Annotated in this window: 22 protein-coding genes; 13 read left to right on the top strand and 9 right to left on the bottom strand. The window is 71.7% G+C overall.

The window, feature by feature from the left end:
* The 3 genes from G6045_RS26980 to G6045_RS26970 form a co-directional block, all read right to left on the bottom strand.
* The coding region (locus G6045_RS26980) for a sensor histidine kinase (protein WP_165334709.1) at window positions 1-1120 on the bottom strand (1120 nt) is incomplete at its 3' end.
* 2 nt (window positions 1121-1122) lie between these two features.
* Window positions 1123-1887 carry an ABC transporter permease gene (locus tag G6045_RS26975; RefSeq protein ID WP_408056369.1) on the bottom strand — a complete coding sequence of 255 codons (765 nt, stop codon included), beginning with the start codon at window positions 1885-1887 and terminating at the stop codon, window positions 1123-1125.
* Window positions 1884-2789, bottom strand: a complete 906-nt coding sequence (locus G6045_RS26970) for an ABC transporter ATP-binding protein (RefSeq protein WP_206344221.1) — start codon at window positions 2787-2789, stop codon at window positions 1884-1886. The genes G6045_RS26975 and G6045_RS26970 overlap by 4 nt, the downstream gene beginning before the upstream one ends.
* 426 nt (window positions 2790-3215) lie before the next feature.
* Between G6045_RS26970 and G6045_RS26965 the strand changes: the two genes are divergently transcribed.
* The 3 genes from G6045_RS26965 (at window position 3216) to G6045_RS26955 (ending at window position 6193) form a co-directional block, all read left to right on the top strand.
* Complete coding sequence (locus tag G6045_RS26965; protein WP_165334708.1) at window positions 3216-4070, top strand: MaoC/PaaZ C-terminal domain-containing protein; 855 nt, start codon at window positions 3216-3218, stop codon at window positions 4068-4070.
* 61 nt (window positions 4071-4131) lie between these two features.
* On the top strand, window positions 4132-5208 hold the full coding sequence (locus G6045_RS26960; RefSeq protein WP_165334707.1) for a Zn-dependent alcohol dehydrogenase: 1077 nt from the start codon (window positions 4132-4134) through the stop codon (window positions 5206-5208).
* Between the two features lie 34 nt (window positions 5209-5242).
* Window positions 5243-6193 (top strand): 3-oxoacyl-ACP reductase, encoded by a 951-nt coding sequence (locus G6045_RS26955; RefSeq protein WP_165334706.1) that lies wholly within the window; start codon window positions 5243-5245, stop codon window positions 6191-6193.
* A 7-nt stretch (window positions 6194-6200) separates the two neighbouring features.
* On the opposite strand, the gene G6045_RS26950 is transcribed toward G6045_RS26955, so the two are convergent.
* Window positions 6201-7343, bottom strand: a complete 1143-nt coding sequence (locus G6045_RS26950) for a hypothetical protein (RefSeq protein WP_165334705.1) — start codon at window positions 7341-7343, stop codon at window positions 6201-6203.
* Window positions 7344-7612: 269 nt separating this feature from the next.
* Between G6045_RS26950 and G6045_RS26945 the strand changes: the two genes are divergently transcribed.
* From G6045_RS26945 to G6045_RS26915, 7 genes are all read left to right on the top strand, one after another.
* Window positions 7613-8662, top strand: coding sequence for an ABC transporter substrate-binding protein (locus tag G6045_RS26945; protein ID WP_165334704.1), 1050 nt, complete (start codon window positions 7613-7615; stop codon window positions 8660-8662).
* Between the two features lie 125 nt (window positions 8663-8787).
* Complete coding sequence (locus G6045_RS26940) at window positions 8788-9621, top strand: class I SAM-dependent methyltransferase (protein WP_165334703.1); 834 nt, start codon at window positions 8788-8790, stop codon at window positions 9619-9621.
* Window positions 9618-10592, top strand: coding sequence for a saccharopine dehydrogenase family protein (locus G6045_RS26935; protein WP_165334702.1), 975 nt, complete (start codon window positions 9618-9620; stop codon window positions 10590-10592). Before G6045_RS26940 ends, G6045_RS26935 begins: the two co-directional genes overlap by 4 nt.
* Window positions 10582-11190: a TetR/AcrR family transcriptional regulator gene (locus G6045_RS26930; protein ID WP_206344220.1), complete on the top strand. Its 609-nt coding sequence runs from the start codon at window positions 10582-10584 to the stop codon at window positions 11188-11190. The genes G6045_RS26935 and G6045_RS26930 overlap by 11 nt, the downstream gene beginning before the upstream one ends.
* A gap of 209 nt (window positions 11191-11399) precedes the next feature.
* Complete coding sequence (locus G6045_RS26925) at window positions 11400-12251, top strand: Nif3-like dinuclear metal center hexameric protein (RefSeq protein ID WP_165334701.1); 852 nt, start codon at window positions 11400-11402, stop codon at window positions 12249-12251.
* Window positions 12248-12991: a zinc ribbon domain-containing protein gene (locus G6045_RS26920; protein ID WP_206344224.1), complete on the top strand. Its 744-nt coding sequence runs from the start codon at window positions 12248-12250 to the stop codon at window positions 12989-12991. Before G6045_RS26925 ends, G6045_RS26920 begins: the two co-directional genes overlap by 4 nt.
* Before the next feature lie 33 nt (window positions 12992-13024).
* Complete coding sequence (locus tag G6045_RS26915) at window positions 13025-14317, top strand: bifunctional RNase H/acid phosphatase (RefSeq protein ID WP_165334700.1); 1293 nt, start codon at window positions 13025-13027, stop codon at window positions 14315-14317.
* Between the two features lie 89 nt (window positions 14318-14406).
* Here G6045_RS26915 and eda read toward each other — a convergent pair whose 3' ends face one another.
* Window positions 14407-15027: a bifunctional 4-hydroxy-2-oxoglutarate aldolase/2-dehydro-3-deoxy-phosphogluconate aldolase gene (gene eda, locus G6045_RS26910; RefSeq protein WP_165334699.1), complete on the bottom strand. Its 621-nt coding sequence runs from the start codon at window positions 15025-15027 to the stop codon at window positions 14407-14409.
* Window positions 15028-15174: 147 nt separating this feature from the next.
* The gene (gene yaaA, locus G6045_RS26905; RefSeq protein ID WP_165334698.1) at window positions 15175-15975 is read right to left on the bottom strand and encodes a peroxide stress protein YaaA; all 801 of its coding nucleotides are present in this window, start codon (window positions 15973-15975) and stop codon (window positions 15175-15177) included.
* A gap of 151 nt (window positions 15976-16126) precedes the next feature.
* On the opposite strand from yaaA, the gene G6045_RS26900 reads away from it, so the two are divergent.
* Window positions 16127-17569, top strand: coding sequence for an RNB domain-containing ribonuclease (locus tag G6045_RS26900; protein ID WP_165334697.1), 1443 nt, complete (start codon window positions 16127-16129; stop codon window positions 17567-17569).
* Here G6045_RS26900 and G6045_RS26895 read toward each other — a convergent pair.
* A complete protein-coding gene (locus tag G6045_RS26895) occupies window positions 17551-18240 on the bottom strand; it encodes a hypothetical protein (protein ID WP_235968333.1) in 690 nt (229 codons plus the stop codon). The two genes, G6045_RS26900 and G6045_RS26895, sit on opposite strands and share 19 nt — an antisense overlap.
* A 38-nt stretch (window positions 18241-18278) precedes the next feature.
* Window positions 18279-19055 (bottom strand): MerR family transcriptional regulator, encoded by a 777-nt coding sequence (locus tag G6045_RS26890; RefSeq protein WP_165334696.1) that lies wholly within the window; start codon window positions 19053-19055, stop codon window positions 18279-18281.
* 208 nt (window positions 19056-19263) lie between these two features.
* Between G6045_RS26890 and G6045_RS26885 the strand changes: the two genes are divergently transcribed.
* The gene (locus G6045_RS26885) at window positions 19264-19638 is read left to right on the top strand and encodes a DUF4260 family protein (protein ID WP_328707908.1); all 375 of its coding nucleotides are present in this window, start codon (window positions 19264-19266) and stop codon (window positions 19636-19638) included.
* Window positions 19631-20155 (top strand): TetR/AcrR family transcriptional regulator, encoded by a 525-nt coding sequence (locus G6045_RS26880; RefSeq protein WP_408056368.1) that lies wholly within the window; start codon window positions 19631-19633, stop codon window positions 20153-20155. The genes G6045_RS26885 and G6045_RS26880 overlap by 8 nt, the downstream gene beginning before the upstream one ends.
* Before the next feature lie 71 nt (window positions 20156-20226).
* On the opposite strand, the gene G6045_RS26875 is transcribed toward G6045_RS26880, so the two are convergent.
* Entirely contained in the window at window positions 20227-21495 is a 1269-nt protein-coding gene (locus G6045_RS26875; RefSeq protein ID WP_165334693.1) for a sulfite oxidase, read from the bottom strand.
* Window positions 21496-21600: the final 105 nt, after the last annotated feature.

The following is a 21600-nucleotide window of genomic DNA, read 5'->3' as shown; positions in this document are numbered from 1 at the left end:
CCCCAGGCCCCCACTCCAGCTCACCGCCCGCCTGCGCAAGGCGCTCGGTCAGCCCGCGCAGTCCGCTGCCGGAGGCCTGGGCGCCCTTGCCCGGGGACCTGCCGTCGTCGGTGACGGTGAGCCGGGTGGCCTCGGTGGTGCCGGCGACCTCGATACGGCAGCTCGTCGCGCCGGAGTGCCGTACGACATTGGTGACGGCCTCCCGTACGACCCAGGCGAGCAGCGCGCCCGCCACCGGGGACGGCGCGGGACCGGACTGGCGGACCACCGCTTCGATGCGCGCGGACGCCAAGGTGTCGCGGGCGCGGTCGAGTTCGGCGGAGAGGCTGGACTCGCGGTAGCCGGTGACCGCCTCGCGTATCTCGGTGAGCGCCTGGCGGCCCACCGTCTCGATATCGGCGATCTGCCGCAGCGACGCGTCCCGGTCATGGGGTGCGAGCCGCCGGGCGGCCTCGGACTTCACCACGATCAGGGAGAGCGTGTGGCCGAGCAGATCGTGCAGATCGCGCGAGAAGCGCAGCCGCTCCTGCTCCACGGCCACCCGCGCCAACTCCTCGCGGGTCTCGCGCAGTTCGACCACCTTCTCCGAGAGCGCGAGGATCGCGGCGGTGACAAGCCCGGAGAGCAGCGTGCCGTAACCGCTGGTCACCGCCGACCAGGCGTCCGCGTCCCGCCAGGCCCCGGTGACGGCGGCCGAAACGGTCAGTGCCCCGACGGTCCAGGCAAGGCGGCGCCCGCGCAGCGCCGTACCGACCGCGAGGGACAGCAGCGGGAACAGGGCGAGCCACGGACCGCCGTACCCGATCGTGAGGCCGAAGGTGACCGCCGCCATGCCGGTGAGAGCCACGTAGGTCCAGTGGGCATCGCGCCGGCGGAAGGTCTGCAACACCACGGAGACGTAAAGGGAGTTGAAGACGAGCAGTCCGATCCCGCCCACCCAGGGATTGGGAGTCTCTCCGCGTACGACATTGGAGAAGGCGCCCATGCCGAGCAGCAGCCACGGCAGGAACGCGAACGCGCTGCGCGGTCCGGGCCCTCCCTTGCGCCGGGGTCGCACCGGCCCGCTCCCGCTCTGCGCCTGGCCCGGCCGCTCGCTCTGCGTATGCGTCACGGGGGTCATGGTCACACCGTCCGTGCCGAACGACGATAGGACGAGGCGGCATACGCGCCGAACAGCAGCAGCCAGCCGCACAGCACGAGGACCGTGGTGGCACCCGGCGCCGCGCCTTCGGCCGTCGACCAGCCGAGGTCCGCGAAGCTGTGCGCGGGCGTGTAGTCGGACACGGTGCGCAGCCAGCCGGGGAACAGCTCGGACGGGAACCACAGGCCCCCGATGACGGCCAGGCCCATATTGCAGATCATGTTGACGACGCCGGTGGTCTGGGTGCTGAGGCGGTAGCCGTTGCCGAGGCCGAGCAGGGTGAACGGCAGCGCGCCCAGCCACAGGAGCAGGACCAGGGCGACCCACTGCCAGGCGTCCATGCGTACGCCGTTGATGAGCGCGCCCGCGGTCAGTACGGCGGCGATCGCCGGAAGCACCGTCACCGAACCGCTCAGCGCCCGGCCCGTCACCACCTGGCGCGGGGTGAGCGGGGTGACCCTGAGCTGGCGCAGCCAGCCGTGCGCGCGGTCGTCGGCGACGGCGGTTCCGGTGCCGAGGGCCGCGCCCAGCGCGCCGTAGGCCGCCATGCCGACCATGGCCGAGGTCTTCCAGGCGCCCGCGTCCTCGCCGCTCGCACCGAGGTTGGTGAACAGCAGGTACATCAGGACGGGCATCCCGATCCCGAAGACCACGAAGCCGGTGTCGCGCAGGGTCCGGCGGACTTCGAGGCGCAGATAGTCGAGCAGCGCGGAGTGGGGCCGCGGCTTGACGAGGTCGGCGGTCATCGCACCAGCTCCAGATCAGGGGTGGTCAGGGCGAGGAACGCGTCCTCCAGGGAGGCGGGTTGGACCCGCAGGGCCCGTACGGCGCCTCGCCCGGCGAGCGCGACCACGGTCGCGTCCGAGTCCTCGCTGCGCAGGCTCGCCCGCTCGCCGCGTATCTCCACGGCGGTCACCCCGGGCAGTGAGGTCAGCCAGCCGGAGTCCTGCCCGGCGAGGTCGAAGGAGACAAGCGTCCCGCCGGCCCGCCGCTTGAGGTCATCGCCGGTGCCGTCCGCGACGATCCGGCCGTGGTCGATGACCACGATCCGGTCGGCGTTCGCATCGGCCTCCTCCAGGTAGTGCGTGGAGAAGAGCACCGTGTTGCCGCGCCGCGCATAGCCGCGCATCGCCTTCCAGAACGCGTGGCGGGCCTCGACATCGAGGGCCGCGGTCGGCTCGTCGAGCACGATCAGCCCGGGGTTCCCGGCGAGCGCGAGGGCGAACCGTACGCGCTGCACCTGACCGCCCGAGAGCCGGTCCACGCGCCGGTCGGCGAACTCGCTCAGACCGGCGAGCGCGAGGGCTTCGGCGACCGGCATCGGCCGCGGATACGTACGGCCCACGAAGGTGACGAGCTCGCGCACCGTGACCCGCGGGATCGGGCGGCCGTCCTGCAGCATCGCGCCCACCCGCCCCGCGCGGACGGCGAGTTCGGGCCTCTCGCCGAACAGGCGGACCGTGCCCGCGTCGGGCTCGTCCAGGCCGAGCAGGAGCGAGAGCGTGGTGGACTTGCCGGCGCCGTTGCGACCGAGCAGCGCGACGGTCTCACCGCGCTCGATGCGCAGGTCGACGCCGTCCACGGCGGTGACGGAGGGGAAGGCCCGGACCGCTGTGCTCAGGTCCACGGCCGGCGTGGTCGTTGTCATGCCATGACCGTACGGAGCGGGGGTGGGGCGGCGGCAGAACCTCCTGTCAGGACCTCCGTAGGACAAATGTCATGCCCGGCGCATGACAGTGGCATCAGCGCGCTCCCGAAGAGGAAGACCTGCACGCTCCTGAAGAGGAAGACCAGCAGCTCCTGAGGAGGAACTTCCTGCACAGACCCTGTATCTGACGTGTCGTCAGAACGTACTGCCCGAACCCTTCACAAGTGCCGGGGGCTGCGTTATACATGGGGATCACTGGCCTAGAACGCGTTCTAGAACGGGCCCTCGGGGGCTCGTGCGGAACGCATCGGGGCCGGTCCGATGCGACCTCGGTGCGGCCGACGGTGCGGACGGCCGCACCGAGGTCTTCCACGTGCGTGACCGCACTGCTCACGCGCATGAAACAGCCCAAGGAGCAGCGTCCCCATGCCCATTGATGCCGCAAAGGCCGTCTCCTCCGAGCCGCGCAGCACCGACCTGACCTGGGACCACAAGGACATCCAGCTCTACCACCTGGGCCTGGGCGCGGGAATCCCCGCGACCGACCCGGACGAGCTGCGCTACACCCTCGAATCCAAGCTTCAGGTCCTGCCGAGCTTCGCGACCGTGGCGGGCGGGGGGATGGCCGCCGCGGGCGGTCTCTCCGCGCCCGGGATCGACGTCAACCTCGCCGCGGTCCTGCACGGCGGTCAGAAGGTCACGCTGCACCGGCCGATCCCCGTCAAGGGCAAGGCTGTTCAGAGCTCGACGATCCCGGCCGTGTACGACAAGGGCAAGGCCGCCGTGATCGTGATGCGCTCGGAGGTCACCGACGACCAGGGCCCGCTGTGGACCTGTGACACCCAGATCTTCGTCCGCGGCGAGGGCGGCTTCGGCGGTGAGCGCGGACCGTCCGACCGCCTCGAACTGCCCGCCCGCGCACCGGACAAGACGGTCGAGAAGCCGATCCGCGAGGACCAGGCGCTCCTGTACCGCCTGTCCGGGGACTGGAACCCGCTGCACGCCGACCCCGAGTTCGCCAAGCTGGCCGGCTTCGACAAGCCGATCCTGCACGGGCTGTGTTCCTACGGGATGACGCTGAAGGCCATCGTCGACAGCGTGCTCGACGGCGATGTGACCCGCGTCCGCTCGTACACCACACGCTTCGCGGGTGTGGTCTTCCCCGGCGAGACCCTGCGGATCCGCATCTGGCAGCTCGACGGCAAGGTCCAGGTGTCGGTGACCGCGGCCGAACGGGACGACGCGCCCGTGCTCGCGGACACCGTGGTCGAGCACTCCTGATCCCCGTAACTCCCTCACGTACGACGCCTGTTCCGCACCGCATCCGAGAAGGAGCCGCACCATGCGCGCAGCAGTACTGCACGAGATCGGCCAGGACAAGCTGGAAGTGCTCGACGACTTCGAGACCACCGGCTTCGGGCCCGGCAAGGTGAAGATCCGGGTGCGGGCCACCGGCCTGTGCCACTCGGACCTGTCCGCGATGAGCGGTGTGCTGCCGCAGCCCGGCCCGTTCGTGCCGGGGCACGAGGGCGCCGGCGAGATCCTCGAGGTCGGCGAGGGCGTCACGCACGTCAAGCCGGGCGACCGGGTCCTGGTGTGCTGGCTGCCCGCGTGCGAGACCTGCCCCGCGTGCAAGCGCGGCCAGAAGCAGCTGTGTCTGGCCGGGTTCATGAACGCCGGCATCCCCAACTACAAGCGCCCCAGCGGTGATGTGTTCGGCTTCGCCGGCACCGGCACCTTCGCCGAGGAGACCGTGGTCGACGCGCGCTGCGCCGTGCCGATCCCGGACGACGTGCCCTTCGACATCGCCGCGCTCATCGGCTGCGGTGTCACCACCGGGCTCGGTGCGGCGATCAACACCGCGGACGTCGCGGCCGGTTCGTCGGTCGCCGTGATCGGCTGCGGCGGTGTCGGCATCTCCGCGATCCAGGGCGCGAAGCTCAAGGGTGCCGCCGAGATCGTGGCCGTGGACCCGGTGGCCTCGCGGCGTGAGGCGGCGCTCAAGTTCGGTGCCACCAAGGCGGTGTCGCCCGAGGAGCTGGACGACGCCAAGCAGAGCATCACCGGCGGCGAAGGCTTCGACTACGTCTTCGAGGTCGTCGGCAAGTCCGCGACCGCCCGCAAGGCGTACGAGACCACCCGCCGCGGCGGCAGCCTCATCGTGGTCGGCGCGGGCGCGCTCGACGACTACCTGCAGTTCAACATGTTCGAGCTGTTCTTCGACGAGAAGAAGATCCTGCCGTCCATGTACGGCGGCGGCGATGTCCTCGCCTCGTACGAGCGGTCCATCGCGCTGTGGCGCGCCGGCCGTATCGACCTCGAGGGCCTCATCACGCACCGCGTGCCGCTGAGCGAGATCAACGAGGCGATCGAGCAGATGCGGACGGGTGTCGCACTGCGCACCTGCATCGAGATCTGAGCACGTCGAACCGATTGTCTACGAGGGGACTTTGATGTCACAGCAGACTGGCCCGCTTGCCGGCCTCTCCGCGATCGTCACCGGGGCCGGGCGCGGCCTCGGCCGGGCCGAGGCCCTGGAACTGGCCAGGCTCGGTGCGAGTGTCGTCGTCAACGACTTCGGGCAGCCGGGCAGAGACGGTTCGGGGGAGGCCTCGGCGACCCCCGCCGAGCAGGTCGTGGCCGAGATCGAGGCGGCGGGCGGCCAGGCCGTCGCGCACCTGGGCGATGTCGCCGACCACGAACAGGCCCGTCAGCTGGTGCAGTTGGCGATCGACTCGTTCGGCAAGCTGGACATCCTGGTCAACAACGCGGGCATTCTGCGCGACCGGATGGTCTTCTCGATGTCCGAGGACGAGTGGGACTCGGTGATCCGGGTCCACCTCAAGGGCCACTTCAACACGACGCACTTCGCCTCCGTGCACTGGCGCGAGCGGTCGAAGGCGGCGGGTGGCCCGGTCTTCGGGCGGATCATCAACACCTCGTCCGAGGCCTTCCTCGCGGGCTCGGCCGGCCAGCCCAACTACGCCGCGGCGAAGGGCGGCATCGTGGGTCTGACCACGTCCTCCGCCCTTGCGCTCGGCAAGTACGGGGTCACGGCCAACGCCATCTGCCCGCGCGCCCGTACGCGGATGACCGAGGACGTCTTCGCCGGCTTCCAGGAGCCGACGGACGGCGGACTCGACAAGCTGGCGCCCGAGCATGTCGCCCCGCTCGTCGGCTACCTCGCCTCACCGGCTGCCGCGAAGGTCAACGGGCAGCTGCTCGTGGTGCACGGCGGGATGGTCGCGGTGGTCGAACGGCCCAAGGTGGCCGCGAAGTTCGACACCGCCAAGGAGGTGTTCACGTACGACGAGCTCGATGAGCTGATCACCCCGTGGTACGAGGACCGCCCGGCGGGGGAGACCTTCGCGGCGGCCGAGGTACTGGGGCTCAAGCACGGCTGAGGCGTCGTCAGCGCCCCGCCAACCGCCCTGTAAGCAGAGCCTGTTGCAGCGGAACCGGCCGCAGCGCGTTCGCGGCCGGTACGGGCTCGGGCGCGGCCTCGACGGGCTCCGGCAGGCACTCCGGCTCCGGCGCGGCCGGTGCCATCCGGGCGAGGCCGCACGGGGTGTCCTCGGTCACGTACGGCAGCAGCAGCTCCTGGCCCGGAGACCAAAGACCGCTGCCCAGCCACCCGTACGGCGCCGCGAACTGCTGCGTCCCGCGCTGCTGCGGCGACCAGATCCCGGCCCAGCTGCCCGCCGCGCCGTCGATCCTGAGCGCCACCGCGCAGGCCTCGGGATTGAGGACCTGGCCGGCCTGTATGGCGAACGGCGTCACCATGCAGTCCTCCAGGCGCAGCGCTTCGGGGAAACGTATCGGCAAGGTCGAACCGAGCTGGCCCCAGCCGATCCGGTCCTCGCCGGGCGCGTTGGAGCGCACCAGGACGAAGCCGCTGCCGGGGTCGGCGAGCAGCAGCCGGTCGTCGGAGTCGTCGCCGATCTGGAGCAGCGGCGAGACCTCACCCCCGCGCTCCAGATCGACGGCGACCGTCTTCGTGCGCCCGTCCAGGCGCTGGTCGAGCGCGAGCATCCGGCCCGTACGGTCCAGCCACACCCCGCCCGAGCAGCGGCCGGGCACTTGCGCGACCAGCTCGGGCCCGAACGCGCCGCCCGCCACCAGCCAGACGGAACTCGACCGCTCGCCGGGTGCGAGCGCGTACGCCGGGCTCCCGCTGGGCGAGGGCGGAAGGAGCGTCAGCTCGGCCGTCTCCACGGCGCCGAGCGGCAGTTGACCCGTGCCCGGGCCCGTCGGGTAGAGGAGCGAGAACATGTGGCGGCCTTCCGCGAGCCGGTGCACGAGCACCCGTCCGTCGGCCAGCGGCAGCACCTCCGTGTCCGGCTCCTCGGGCTGGTCGAGCGGCAGCGGCACCACATAGGGCTCGGGGCTGTCCAGGCTCCAGCGCTCGGGGCACCAGACCTCGCCGCGTGGTGCGAGCCGCGCCGCATAGGAACCGTCGGCCGCGATCGTGAACCCCGGACGCCTTGCCTCCACTGTTCCCTCGGGCACACCGTCCCCGGGGACCGCATCCGTCGCACACGCCGTCGTCGTCATCCGGCCTTCACCTCCGGTGACGAAAGCTAGTTTTCGTACGCGCTGGCGTGGGACGCGCTGCCTAGCACTTCACACCAAAGGGTGGCGATGTCCTGATTCGCCTGAGAGGCGGGAGGTCCCTGTGCTGTTGCCCTGCTGTCGGGAGCGTCACAGGGGGTGGCTGTGCCCTCCGTTGCCCCGGATGCGTAAGGTGAGGGTTACCTAAGCAAATCCTGTGTGCGCACCTCCCCGGCGTAAGGCCGTGTGCGCCTCGCCTTTATGGAGCGTCGATGTCCCTTCGCCGCCGCGGCACCGCCGCCGCAGCCCTCGCCGTAGCCGCCGCGCTCGCCCTTGGCGCGTGCTCTTCCTCCGACGCGGGTGGGGACGGGACGAAGGATTCGCAGCAAGAACAGAACGGCGCGGGCAGCAAGAAGGTCGCGACCGGCGGCGAGGACTTCACGAAGGCCGCCGAGGACACCGCGAAGATGGGCACGGACGCCAAGCCCGGCGAGTTCCCGCGCACCATCACGCACGCCCTCGGCAAGACCGAGATCGAGGCGCAGCCCAAGCGCGTCGTGGTGCTCGACGTCGGCGAGCTCGACAACGTCGTCTCGCTCGGCATCAAGCCGGTCGGCTACGCCCCCACCGAGGGCGACGACGGCATCCCCGAGTACCTGAGCAAGGCGGCGGGCAGCCCGAAGGACGTCGGCACGATCAACTCCCTCAACCTGGAGGCGATCGCGGCCCTCAAGCCCGACCTGATCCTCGGTTCGCAGCTGCGCGCGGAGAAGCTCTACCCGCAGCTCTCCAAGATCGCCCCGACCGTGTTCTCCATCCGCCCGGGCTTCACCTGGAAGGAGAACTACCTCCTCAACGCCACCGCGCTCGACAAGCGTGCGGAGGCCGAGGGAAAGATCGCGGAGTACGAGGAGCAGGCGAAGAAGCTCGGTACGGACCTCGGTGAGAAGAAGCCGACCGTCACGATGCTGCGCTACATGCCGGACCGCATCCGCCTGTACGCGAAGGCCTCGTTCATCGGCACGATCCTCGAGGACGTCGGCGTCCCGCGCCCGAAGAACCAGCAGATCAACGATCTCGCCACCGAGATCAGCCCCGAGAAGATCGATGAGGCCGACGCCGACTGGATCTTCACCGGCGTCTACGGCGACGTGAACAAGACCAAGCGCGACACCGCCGAGGACAACCCGCTCTGGAAGAAGCTCGGCGCGGTCAAGAACGGCCAGGCCGAGGACGTCCCGGACGAGACCTGGTACCTGGGCCTCGGCGTGACGGCCGCCCACGAGGTCCTCGACGACCTGCGGGGCTTCCTCGTCAAGTAACGCCCGCATTCCCCGAGTTCACCGTCCCCGGCCGCCTTGTGCGGTCGGGGACGGTTGCGTTTCCGCGCCCCGTACTTCATTCTGAACACAGGTTCATGAACAAGTGTTCAGAATGGGTGGCCGAGATGACACAGATCGTCAACGTCCAGCAGTCCGAAGCCTGGAACGGATATGAGGGCGAGCACTGGGCCGCCCACCACGACCGCTACAACGCCATCAACGGCGGCTTCAACACGGCGCTCCTCGACGCGGCCGGCATCGACGAGGGAAGCCGCGTGCTCGACCTCGGCTGCGGCGCCGGACAGACCAGCCGGCTCGCGGCCCGCCGCGCGCACACCGGGCGGGTGCTCGGCGTCGACCTGTCCGCGCCGATGCTCGCCCGCGCCCGGGCAACCGCCCTCGACGAGGGCATCGGGAACGTGGCCTTCGCGCAGGGAGACGTCCAGGTCTTCGGCTTCGCGGAAGGGGAGTTCGACGCCGCGATCAGCCGGTTCGCCGTGATGTTCTTCGCCGATCCGGTGGCGGCGTTCGCCAATGTGGCCCGGGCCCTGCGCCCCGGCGGACGCCTCGCGTTCCTCAGCATGCCGGACGTCACCGGTTCCGATCTGGGCACGGTCCTCGCCACCGCGCGCGAGCACCTCCCGGCCTGGCACACGACCCCGGACCCCGACGGCAGCGGCCCGATGTCGCTCTCCGACCCCGACCGCGTGCGCACGATCCTCGGCAAGGCGGGCTTCGGCGACGTATCGACACGGCGGATCGAGGCGACGGAGACCTGGGGACGCGACGCCGCGGACGCGGCGGAGTTCTTCACCGGCTGGGGGCCGGTGCGCCACCACCTCGCGGGCGCGGACCCGGACCCGCTGCGCGCCGCCCTGACGGACGCGTTCGGCCGCTTCGAACGCGACGGCGCGGTCCGACTCGACGGGTCCGCCTGGCTTGTGACGGCGGTCCGATGAAGCGGATCGTGCTCATCGGCGGATACGGGGCGGTCGGCCGGGAGACCGCGGCCCTCCTGTCGCTGTGGTACCCCGGCGCCGTGGTCGTCGCGGGCCGCAACCCCCGGGCGCTGCCCGGCACTTCAGCCGTACGACTCGATCTGGACGATGCCGCGGACCTGGAGCGTGCGCTCGACGGCGCCGACGCCGTGGTGATGTGCGTCGACCACGACAACGCCCGCGTGGCCAGGGCCTGTTTCGTACGGGGCGTCCACTACGTCGACGTGTCCGCGGACCACGAGCGCCTCACCGGCGTGGAGCGGCTGCACGGGCTCGCCGTCGAGCACGGGGCGAGCGCTCTTCTCAGCGTCGGCCTCGCACCCGGCATCACCAACCTCCTGGCCCGGCAGGTCGGCGGCTCCGACGTGCGGATCGGGGTGCTGCTCGGCTCGGGCGAGGCGCACGGGCCCGCCGCGCTGGCCTGGACGCTCGACGGGCTCGCCGGCCTGGGGCCGTCCTGGCGGATGCGGTTCCCCGCCCCGTACGGAACCAGGAAGGTGTACGGCTTCCCGTTCTCCGACCAGTACACGCTGCCGCGCACCTCGGGGGCGGCGCGGGTGGCGACCGGAATGTGCCTGGACTCGCGGCCGATGACCGCTGTGCTCGCCGCGGCCCGACTGCCGGGGGTCGCGCGGCTGCTCGCGGCGAAGCCCGTACGGCGGGTGCTGCTCGCCTCGTTGAGCCGGGTGCATCTCGGCGGCGACGGGTTCGCGGTCACCGCCGCGTCCGAGGGGCGCAGTGCGTCGTTCGGCGGCCGGCTGCAGAGCCGCACCACGGGCGTCGTGGCCGCCCTCGCCGTACGCGAACTCGCCTCCCTGCCGCCCGGAGTGCGACATCTGGACGAGGCCGTGGAGCCGGCCGCCTTCCTGGCGGAGGTGGCGCGGTGGGACGAGACCGGGGCGGCTCACTACGATCAGGCCGATGTCACCTAGGAAAGCGGCCGCGCTGCCGGACGGCGGGAGCCTGCGCGACCATCTCATCGCGACCGCCGAGCGCGTCATCGCCGAGCGCGGCACCGTCGGCCTGACCGTGCGCGCGATCGCCCGTGAGGCCTCGGTGGCCGACGGCGTGCTCTACAACCACTTCGCCGACAAGGAAGAACTGCTCGCCCACGCCCTCACCGCCCATGTGCGGAAGGTGGAGCAGGGGCTCGGCACGCTGCCCGAGCCGGGCACGGGGACCGTCGAGGCCAACCTCGAGGCGTACGTCGCGTACGGCCTGGCCATGCACCGGGCGATCCTGCCCGCGTTCACCGGCTTCTTCTCCCAGCCGAAGGTGCTCGCGCGGTTCGCCGAGCTCGGCGGACCGGGCGAGGACTGGCGCGACCGGCTCGCCGGCTATCTGCGCGCCGAGCGGGACCTGGGGCGACTGCCGCGCGGGGCCAGGACCGATGCGGCGGCCCGGATCATGGTGGGCTTCTGCCATGAGGTCGTGATCTCGGCACTGTTCGACGAACGGGCCCCGACGGAGCCGGCCCCGGAAGCGGTGGACGATCTGGTGGCGGTGGTGCTGCGGGGGGTCGCGGGCTGACCTGGCCCGGCTTCCCTGCCTGCCCGTCGGCCCGGCTTCCCCTGCCTGCGCGGGCGACCGGTGACCGGGTCCGCCCTCGCCCGTGTGAGGCCTCCGTACAAGCCGTGCGTGGACCTGCGTAGACCCCCTGCGTACACAGGGCGGTCACCGGCCCGGATCCGCTTCCCCGCGAGGGGCCGACACCGCCGCGGCCCAGGTAGCATCGCTGCGTGCCCCGCCTCCACGAAGTCCTCACCGCGCTCGACGCCCTCTGGCCCCCTGACCGGGCCGAATCGTGGGACGCCGTCGGGACGGTCTGCGGGGAGCCGGACGCCGAGGTGAACCGGGTCCTGTTCGCCGTCGACCCGGTGCAGGAGATCGTCGACGAGGCCGTGCGGCTGGGCGCCGGTCTGCTCGTCACCCACCACCCCCTCTATCTGCGCGGGACCACGACGGTCGCGGCCACCCACTTCAAGGGCCGGGTCGTCCACGACCTGATCAAGAACGACATCGCGCTGCACGTCGCCCACACCAACGCCGACACCGCCGACCCCGGAGTCTCCGACGCCCTCGCGGGCGCCCTCGACCTGCGCGTCGTGGGCCCCCTCGTACCGGATCCGACGGACGGCAAGGGCCGCCGCGGCCTCGGCCGGATCTGCGAACTGCCGCACCCCATGCCGCTGCGCGAGTTCGCCGCGTACGCCGCCAAGCGGCTGCCCGCCACCGCGCCGGGCATCCGCGCGGCCGGCGACCCGGACAAGGTGATCAGCACGATCGCCGTCAGCGGCGGCTCCGGGGACAGCCTCTTCGGATACGTGCGGGAAGCGGGCGTGGACGCCTTCCTCACCGCCGACCTGCGCCACCACCCGGTCTCCGAAGCCGTACAGCACACGTCGCTCGCGCTGCTCGACGCCGCGCACTGGGCCACCGAGTGGCCCTGGTGCGAACAGGCCGCGGCGCAGCTCGACGAGATCTCCGACCGTCACGGCTGGGGCCTTCGGGTCCACGTCTCGAAGACGGTCACCGACCCCTGGACCGCCCACGCGGCCACCACCCCGACGACAGCAGGAGCCCCCAACTGAACGCCGCGCCCGCCGACCAGATCCGACTCCTCGACGTCCAGGCCCTCGACCTGCGCCTGTCGCAGCTCGCCCACCGGCGCGATGCGCTGCCCGAGCATGCCGAGATCGAATCCCTGCACAAGGACCACACCCAGCTGCGCGACCTGCTCGTCGCCGCGACGACGGAGGAGGGCGACTGCGCCCGCGAGCAGACCAAGGCCGAGCAGGACGTGGACCAAGTGCGCCAGCGCGCCGTCCGCGACCAGCAGCGCCTCGACTCCGGCGCGGTCTCCAGCTCCAAGGACCTGGAGAACCTGCAGCGCGAGATCGCCTCGCTCGCCAAGCGCCAGGGCGACCTGGAGGACGTGGTGCTCGAGGTCATGGAGCGCCGTGAGTCCGCCCAGGAGCGCGTCGCCGAACTGACCGAGCGGGTCGGCTCCGTGCAGGGCAAGGTCGACGACGCCACCGCCCGCCGCGACGCCGCGTACAAGGAGATCGACGGCGAGATCGCCACGGCCACCAAGGAGCGCGAGGTCGTCGCCGCTTCCGTACCGGACGACCTTCTGAAGCTCTACGACAAGCTGCGCGCGAAGGAGGGCGGCGTCGGTGCGGCCCGCCTCTACCAGCGCCGCTGCGAGGGCTGCCGGCTCGAGCTCAACATCACCGAGGTCAACGAGGTACGTGCCGCTGCGCCGGACACGGTCCTGCGCTGCGAGAACTGCCGCCGCATCCTGGTCCGCACCTCGGAGTCCGGGCTGTAGGGGTACTGGTCCGGGCTGTAGGGGTTCTTGCGCATGCGCTTTGTGATCGAGGCGGACGGCGGGTCCCGGGGCAACCCGGGGCCCGCGGGCTATGGCGCGGTCGTCATCGACGGCGACAGCGGTGAAGTGCTTGCGGAGCGCGCCGAGTTCATCGGGGTCGCGACGAACAATGTGGCCGAGTACCGCGGTCTGATCGCGGGGCTGCGGGCGGCCCATGACCTGGACCCCGAGGGCACCGTCCGCGTCCGGATGGACTCCAAGCTCGTCGTCGAGCAGATGTCGGGCCGCTGGAAGATCAAGCACCCGGACATGAAGCCCCTTGCGGCTCAGGCCCGTTCGGTCTTCCCGGCCTCCTCGGTCACCTACGAGTGGATCCCGCGCGAGGAGAACAAGCACGCCGACCGCCTCGCCAACGAGGCGATGGACGCGGGCAAACGGGGCGAACAGTGGGACGCCTCGGCTTCCACGGCCGACCTCGACACCCGGGCGGCGCGCAATGTCGCGGCGGGCGAATCGGCGGAGTCGGCGGCGACAGAACCGGCGGAGTCGGCGGCGACCGGACCGGTGTTGCGGGCGGCGACCGAACCGGCGTTGTCAGTGGGGCCCGATAGCCTGAAAGGGGCTCGGCCCCCGGGCGGGAGGGGTCTGTCCAGCCCCCTGGCCGATCCCTCGCCGGCCCAAGGCTGGTCCGCCCCCGACATGGGCGCCCCCGCCACCTTCGTTCTGCTCCGGCACGGCGAGACCGCGCTCACGCCCCAGAAGCGGTTCTCCGGCAGTGGCGGCACCGACCCCGTGCTCTCCGAGGCCGGGCTCGCGCAGGCCGAGCGGGTCGCCGCGGCGCTTGCCGCCCGCGGCACGATCGAGGCGATCGTCTCCTCCCCGCTGACCCGCTGCCGCCAGACGGCATCGGCCGTCGCCGCCCGTCTCGGCCTCGACCTGAGTGTCGAAGACGGCCTGCGGGAAACGGACTTCGGTGCCTTCGAGGGCCTGACCTTCGCCGAGGCCAAGGAGCGTTTCCCGGCCGAACTCGACGCCTGGCTCGCCTCGCCCGACGCCGCGCCCCCCGGCGGCGAGTCCTTCGCCGAGGTCGCCGTCCGCGTCGCCGAGGCGCGTGACCGGCTCGTCGAGCGGTACGCAGGCCGCACCGTCCTGCTCGTCACCCACGTGACCCCGGTGAAGACCCTCGTACGCCTCGCGCTGGGCGCCCCGCCCGAGTCCCTGTTCCGTATGGAGCTCTCCGCGGCCTCCCTCACCGCGGTCGCCTACTACGCGGACGGCAACGCGAGCGTGCGTCTCTTCAACGACACCTCGCACCTGCGCCCGTAGCAACGGATGGGGGGCGGCCACCGACAGGCGACCGTCCCTCACGTGCATCCGCTACATCCGCCGCATCCGCTACATCCGCCAGGACGTACCTACCGCAGCGCGGCCGCCTCCCGCGCCAGTTCCTCCACCCGCGCCCAGTCCTTCGCCGCGACCGCGTCGGCCGGGAGCATCCAACTGCCGCCCACGCAGCCGACGTTCTTCAGCGCGAGGTAGCTCGGCGCGGAAGCCGGGCCGATGCCGCCCGTCGGGCAGAAGCGGGCCTGGGGGAGCGGGCCGCCGAGGGACTTGAGGTAGGCGGTGCCGCCCGCGGCCTCCGCCGGGAAGAACTTCATCTCGGACACCCCGCGCTCGATCAACGCCACGACCTCGGACGTGGTCGAGACGCCCGGCAGGAACGGCACCCCGGAACTCTTCATCGCGTCCAGGAGCGCGTCGGTCCAGCCGGGGCTGACCAGGAAGCGGGCCCCGGCGTCCACCGCGTCGCGTACGTTCGCGGCCGATATGACCGTCCCCGCACCGACCACCGCACCCGGCACCCCGGCCGCGATGGCGCGGATCGCGTCGAGCGCGGCCGGCGTCCGCAGCGTGACCTCGATCGCGGGCAGCCCGCCGGCCACGAGAGCCTCGGCGAGCGGCACGGCATCGGCAACCTCATCGATCACGACAACGGGCACAACGGGCGCAAGATCAAGCACGGAAGCGGAAGTCATCCCCCCATCCTGCCGCCCCCGACGCACTCTGCGCAAAGCCCGTTGTGCCCTCCGCAACGCCAAATCTGAGAGGGGGACCATTCGTTCGCGAGGGCGCCCGACTTGCCCCTTATGCACCCGACAAATGGTCCCCGCGCCTCGCGATGCTCAGTGGATCTCCGTCACCACCACGTCCAGGGACCAGGGGCGGCCGGCCCTCGCCGGCGGCTCGGCCTCCACCGTGTACCCGAGGTCCCGCAATGCGGTTACCAGCTCCGCCGGAGTGGCCGGCTTCACGCCCGCGAGCAGTAGATCCCGTACGAGCCGTCCCTTGGTCGCCTTGTTGAAGTGGCTGACCACCGAGCGCTTCTCGACCCCGTCGACCAGCTGCGAGTGCAGCACCCGCACCGTCGCCGTCCGCCCCGCGAGCTCGCCCTTCGGCTTCCAGGCGCTCGCATACGCCGAGGACCGCAGGTCGAGGACCAGACCCTCGCCCGCCGCCTCGGGCAGCGCCTCGGCCATCGGCCCGCGCCAGTACGCGCCCAGCGCGCCGAGCCCCGGCAGCTTCACGCCCATCGAGCAGCGGTAGGAGGGGATGCGGTCGTTGATCCGCACGGCGCCCCACAGGCCGGAGAAGACGAGCAGCGACTTCGTCGCGTGCCGCTTGGCCGCCGCGTCGAGGGTGCTCAGACCCAGGGCGTCGTACAGGACTCCCGTATAGATCTCGCCCGCGGGACGCGCGCCGGCCGTCTTCAGCTCGGCGTTCTTGGCGATCTCGCCGCGCAGCCCCTCGCTGAGGCCGAGCACGTCGCGGGCCTGCTCCTCGTCCGTGAGGCACAGCTCGACCAGTTCGTCGAGCACGGCCGCGCGCGCTTCGGCGAGGCCCGGCAGGGACAGCGACTCCGGCTTCAGCGGAGCGCCACGGCCCGAGTCGGCCTTTCCCTCGGACGGCGGCAACAGCACGAGCACGATGCGGACTCCTTCAGTGGTACGAGGCGGGGGTGCGGCCCCGCTGCAGGGTACCCAGCCGGGCCTCGCACTTGTGCGCCGCGGACCACGCGTCAGGACCCGGTGCCCCGGACCGCGCGCGTCCGGGCCCCGCCCGCCCTAGGCTCGACTCATGCCTCGCCGCCATATGCATGTGACCGGCGCAGCCGAAGCCCCCTTGCGGGCCGCGTTGCGTGAGCTGCGTACGCGCCTCGAAGTGCCGGCGGACTTTCCCCTTGACGTGCTCGCCGAGGCCGAGGCGGCGCTCGCGTCGCCCGATCTGAGCGGGCACCGGGATGCCACCGACATCCCGTTCTTCACGATCGACCCGCCCACGTCCAGGGATCTGGACCAGGCGATGTTCCTGGAGCGGCGCGGCAACGGCTTCCGGGTCAGCTATGCGATCGCCGATGTGGCCGCGTGGGTCAGGCCCGGTGGCGCGCTCGACCGTGAGGCGCACGCCCGGGTGACCACGCTCTACTTCCCCGACGAGAAAGTGCCCCTGCACCCGGCCACCCTGTCCGAGGGCGCCGCGAGCCTCCTGCCCGACCAGGACTGCCCGGCGCTCCTGTGGACCATCGACCTGGACGCCGAGGGCCGGTCCACGTCGACGCATGTGGAGCGAGCGCTGGTGCGCAGCCGCGCCAAGCTCGACTACGACGGGGTGCAGAAGGCCATCGACGCCGGCACCGCCGAGGAGCCGCTCTCCCTGCTCAAGGACATCGGACTCCTTCGCGACCAGCAGGAGATCGCCCGCGGCGGCATCTCGCTCAACGTGCCCGAGCAGGAGATCGTCGAGCGCGCGGACGGCTACCACCTGGAGTACCGCGCCCCGCTCCCGGCCGACGGCTGGAACGCCCATATCTCCCTGCTCACCGGTGCCGCGGCCGCCGACCTCATGATCGAGTACGGCACCGGCGTCCTGCGCACCCTGCCCGCCGCGCCCCAGGGCGCGGTCGGCCGCCTGCGCCGCGCCGCGAAAGCTCTCGGCATCGACTGGCCACGCCATATGCCGTACGCCGATGTCGTACGGGGACTCGATCCGCGCAACGGAAACCACGCGGCCTTCCTCCAGGAGTGCACCAGCCTCCTGCGGGGCGCCGGCTACACCGTCTTCACCGGCGGAGAGCTCCCCGACCCCCGTATCCACGCGGCCGTGGCCGACGAGTACACGCACTGCACCGCGCCCCTGCGCCGCCTCGTCGACCGGTACGCGAGCGAGATCTGCGTCGCCGCGGTGGCCGGCCAGGAGCCCCCGGAGTGGGTGCTCGCCGCGCTCGAGGCGCTGCCACAGGAAATGGCGGACGGCACCCGGCGGGCCAACAGCATCGAGCGCGAGTGCGTGGACATCGTGGAGGCGGCGCTGCTCAAGGACCGGGTCGGGGAGATCTTCGACGCGTACGTCATCGATGTGAAGGACCGCCAACCGGCCGTCGGTACCGTGCACTTGGAGGACCCCGCCGTGGTCGCCCGGATCGAGGGCGGGGAGGGCGAGCTGCCGCTGGGGGAGCGGCTGCGGGTGCGGCTCACGCAGGCGGATCCGGGGAAGGCGAAGGTTCAGTTCGCGCCCGCGTGACCTTGTGCCTCTTCCGCGGCTCGCGGCGCCTTCTCGCCGGCTCGCGAGGCCTCTTCGCCGGCTCGGGCCTGCTTGAGGGCGGCGACCAGTGCGGCCGGATCGTCCGCGTTGAAGCGGAACACCCGCGCCTGCCCCCGCGCGCCCAACGGCCGTACGAAGGTGACGGGTTCGGCGAGTTCGACGGTCACGGTCGTCTGCCCGCCCACCAGCACATCGAGGACCCCGTCCTCGCTCAGCTGGAAGTGCTTGCCCTGCGGATAGCGCCGGTCCACGCGTACGGAGAGCATGTCCTCGGCCCGTATCCGCAGGTCGAACAGCGCCCCGTAGCGCAGCCTCAACGAGCCGTCCGCATCGGCCACATGGGGCCGCGTCACGCACGCCGCGTGCAGTCCGAGGATCTGCAGGACGCCGTACACGTCGATGAAGGTGACGATCGCGTGCACCGTCGGCCAGGGGATGAGGAACGCGAGCACCACGGTCTCGACCAGCGCGACGAACAGGAAGCCGAAGATCAGTGCGGTCTGCGCCTGTGTGTAACCGGCCCCGTGCGCGCCGGGGCCGATCTGATGCCGGCGGCGCGCGATCCAGAGCCCCAGGCTGTGGAAGGCCTTGAACTCATGCACCGTCAGGCGCTTTACCACCCGCCAGGCGGTTCTGCTCCTGGTCCTCATCGCGCGCCTCTCCTGGTCCTCATCACGTGCCCCGGTCGTCATCGCGTCCCCCTCCCTTTCGGCGCGAGCGCCGTCATGAACTTCCGTACGACCGCGGCCTGGGCGGGCGCGAAATCGTCCAGCATCGCCTGACCGAACGGGTGCTCGCGGCTCGCCTCGTCCGCTCCGGCGAACAGGCCGGACAGCGACTCGGGCACCACCGCGACAAGCTCATCGGCCAGCGGACCGATCCGGGGATCGTCCTCCTGCGCGTCCACGAGCGCGTCGAGCCGCACGTACAACGCGTGCACCCGGGCCGTCAGTTCGGGGTCCTCCGCGAACGGGCGCAGGGCGCCGAGGAGCCGGTCGCGGTCCTCGGCCGGAACCATGGAGTCGATCAGCGTCAGATGCTCACGATCCTTGGCGGCGCTCGCCGAACCGCTCGGCGAGAACGCGCTCAGGAGCTCCGCCAGGCCCGGCGACAGGGGCCCTTCGGCGGGCAGCGTCCCGGCCCGGGCCTGCTCGAGGAGCACCCGGAGCCGCGCCCGCCGCTCCTCGATCGCCGCCTCCTGCCGGGCCAGGTCCTGGTCCAACTCCTCCAGGACCTCGGCCAGTTCGCGCCCCTCGTCGTCGGCGAGCACATCGCGCACCTCCGGAAGGCCGAGCCCCAGCTCGGTCAGCCGCCGGATGCGGGCGAGGGCCACGGCATGGCGGATGCCGTAGTCGCGGTAGCCGTTGGGCAGCCGGCCGGGCTCGGGCAGCAGCCCGAGGTGGTGGTAGTGCCGCACCGCGCGCGGGGTGACCCCGGCGAGCGCGGCGATCTCGCCGATACGCATGGCATCAGTAGAAACCCTGACGCTGCGGCAAGGTCAAGCCGGACACTTGACGGCTAACGTCGTTAGCCTTAGGTTGTGGCTAACGCGGTTAGCCAACCACTGGCAGGCCGCCCGACCGAAGGGAAACGTCATGGCCACCGTCATACCGGCCCCCGTCGCACAAAGTCCGGCCCCCGCCACGCGCACCCCTCACGCCTTGCCCTTGGGTGTGAAGCTCCGCCGGGCGGCGTGGCTCGCGGTCGCGCTCTTCTGGACGGCGTTCGCGATCCTCGAGGGCGTGAACCACGGCTGGCTCGCCGGCGCGGTGGCCTTCGCCTTCTTCATCGCCCCGGACTTCGCGCTCTTCATCGACGTCCGCGGCTCGGCCGGCCTGGCCCGCGGACAGCTCTCGCCCCGCGCGGTTCCGTACTACAACGCGGCCCACCGGGCGCTGATCCCCGTCGGCCTGATCGTCGCCTACACCTTCCTGCCGGTGGACGCGCCCGCCCTCTTCGCGGGCCTGTGCGGCTGGCTCGCGCATATCTCGTACGATCGCGCCTTCGGCTATGGCCTGCGGACGAAGGAAGGCTTCCAGCGTGCCTGAGCGCTCCACCACCGACCGGCTCACTCCCCGCAAGCGCGAGATCGTGACCGAGGCCCGCGCCCTGCTCGAAGAGCACGGCGCGGCCGCCCTCACCATGCGCGCGCTCGCCGACCGCCTCGGCATCAAGGCGCCCTCGCTCTACAAGCACTTCCCGGACAAGGCGGCGCTCGAGCTGGAGCTGGTGGTGCTCAGCCTCGAGGAGACGGCCGAGGCGCTCGAAGCGGCCTCGGACTCCCTTCCGTCCCTGATGAACGCCTACCGCACCTACGCTTTGGCCCACCCCCACCTCTACCGCCTCAACACCGAACGCTCCCTGCCCCGCGGGGACCTACCCGAAGGGCTCGAAGCGAGGGCGGCGGCGCCTTTGGTCCGGGTGTGCGGCGGGGACATGAACGCGGCACGCGCGGCCTGGGCCTTCGCCCACGGGATGGTGATCCTCCAGCTCAATGGCCGGTTTCCGGACGATGCCGACCTGTCGGCGGCCTGGGAGACCGGAGCGGACGCCTTCGAAGGGTGAGGGCCCGCCGGCCGGTCAGCCGGAGGTCTCGCCGTCCGATCAGCCGCTCCCGCCGGGGCTGCTCGCGGCCCTCAGCCGACCACGCGGACCGGATGCCGTACGACGGCGTTGAACAGATAGCCCTGGGTGTTGTGCACCGTCCGGTCCGGCTGCGTGTTCCCGCGGGTGTCCGTCGCGCGAGCGAGCACCTGCGTGTCCCCGGTGCTCTCCGGCCGCCAGCGCACGGACCAGCGCACCCAGTTGTCGCGCCGCGCCGGGTCCTGGATCCTGGCCCGCCGCCAGCTGCTGCCACCGTCCGTGCTCACCTCGACCGAGGCGATCCCTCCCGCCCCCGACCAGGAGCGGCCGGTCAGCGTATGGGTCCGTCCGACGGTGAACTCGGCGCCTGCGGCCAGCTCGAAGGCGCTCTTGACCGTCTGCCGTGACAGCGGCGCGCTGCCCTCCGGGGGATAGGCGGCACCGTAGAGCCGGTAGAAGTCCGTGTTCCAGGGCGAGTAGAGCGGGATGTCGGAGACCTCGATGTCACCGACCCACTTGACGGACGCGATGCCCACCCAGGACGGCACCAGAACCCGTACCGGATACCCGTGGTCGGGCGGCAGCGGCTCACCGTTCAGCTCGTACGCGAGCAGCACGTCGTGCAGCGCCTTGGCCACCGGCAGCGGCCGCCGCACCCGCCCCAGGTTCGCCCCGTCCGCCGTCAGGTACTCGGCGTCGAGCCCGCGCGGCTGCACATCGACCGCGTTCCGGGAGAGCCCCGCCTTCCGCAGCACATCGGCGAGCCGTACCCCGCGCCAGCGCCCGCTGCCGATCGCGCCGAGTCCCCAGGCCGTGCCGCTGACGGCCTCGCCCTGCTGGGTGGTGAAGTGGCTGCGGCCGTTGCCCGCGCACTCGACGAGCGCCTCGGTGGTCACCGCGGGCAGCCGGCGCAGCTCGTCGAGCCCGAACTCGCTCTCCCGGCCGTGCCGCAGACCGCTGCCCCACACCTTGAGGCGCCAACTGCCCGGGTCCAGTAGGGGTGTCGAGGTGTGGTTGCGTACGAAGAAGCGGTCCACGGGCGTATGAAGTCCGGTGCCCTGCCAAGAAGCGGCCTTGGACTCCGCATTGGTGCCGCGCACGGTGAACAGCTCGGGCGGCAACGGCTTCACGATGCCGGGCCCCGCCGCCGTCGCCGGCGCGGCCGCACCGACCCCGACGGCGGCCGCACCACCCGCCGCGGCCAGCAACTTGAGCAGGGTGCGCCGCTCGACCCCGTCGGCGCGCGCCTCACCCACGAGGTACTGGCGCAGCCGGCGGCGGTCATAGGCGAGTTCGTCGATCCGAGAGCCGTGATCACGCATGCGCTCATCGTGCCGCCCGTGCGCGGGCCAACTCCATGGCGGGAGCATGAAGTTCATGTGTCGCCGTACGGGGGGCGATCAGGCCGTACGGCGACACATGAACTT

Origin of the sequence: Streptomyces mesophilus (assembly GCF_011044995.1) — a bacterium.
Classification (GTDB): domain Bacteria; phylum Actinomycetota; class Actinomycetes; order Streptomycetales; family Streptomycetaceae; genus Streptomyces; species Streptomyces mesophilus.
The sequence above is the reverse complement of the archived record's forward strand: the minus strand, read 5'-3'. Positions and strand labels throughout refer to the sequence as shown.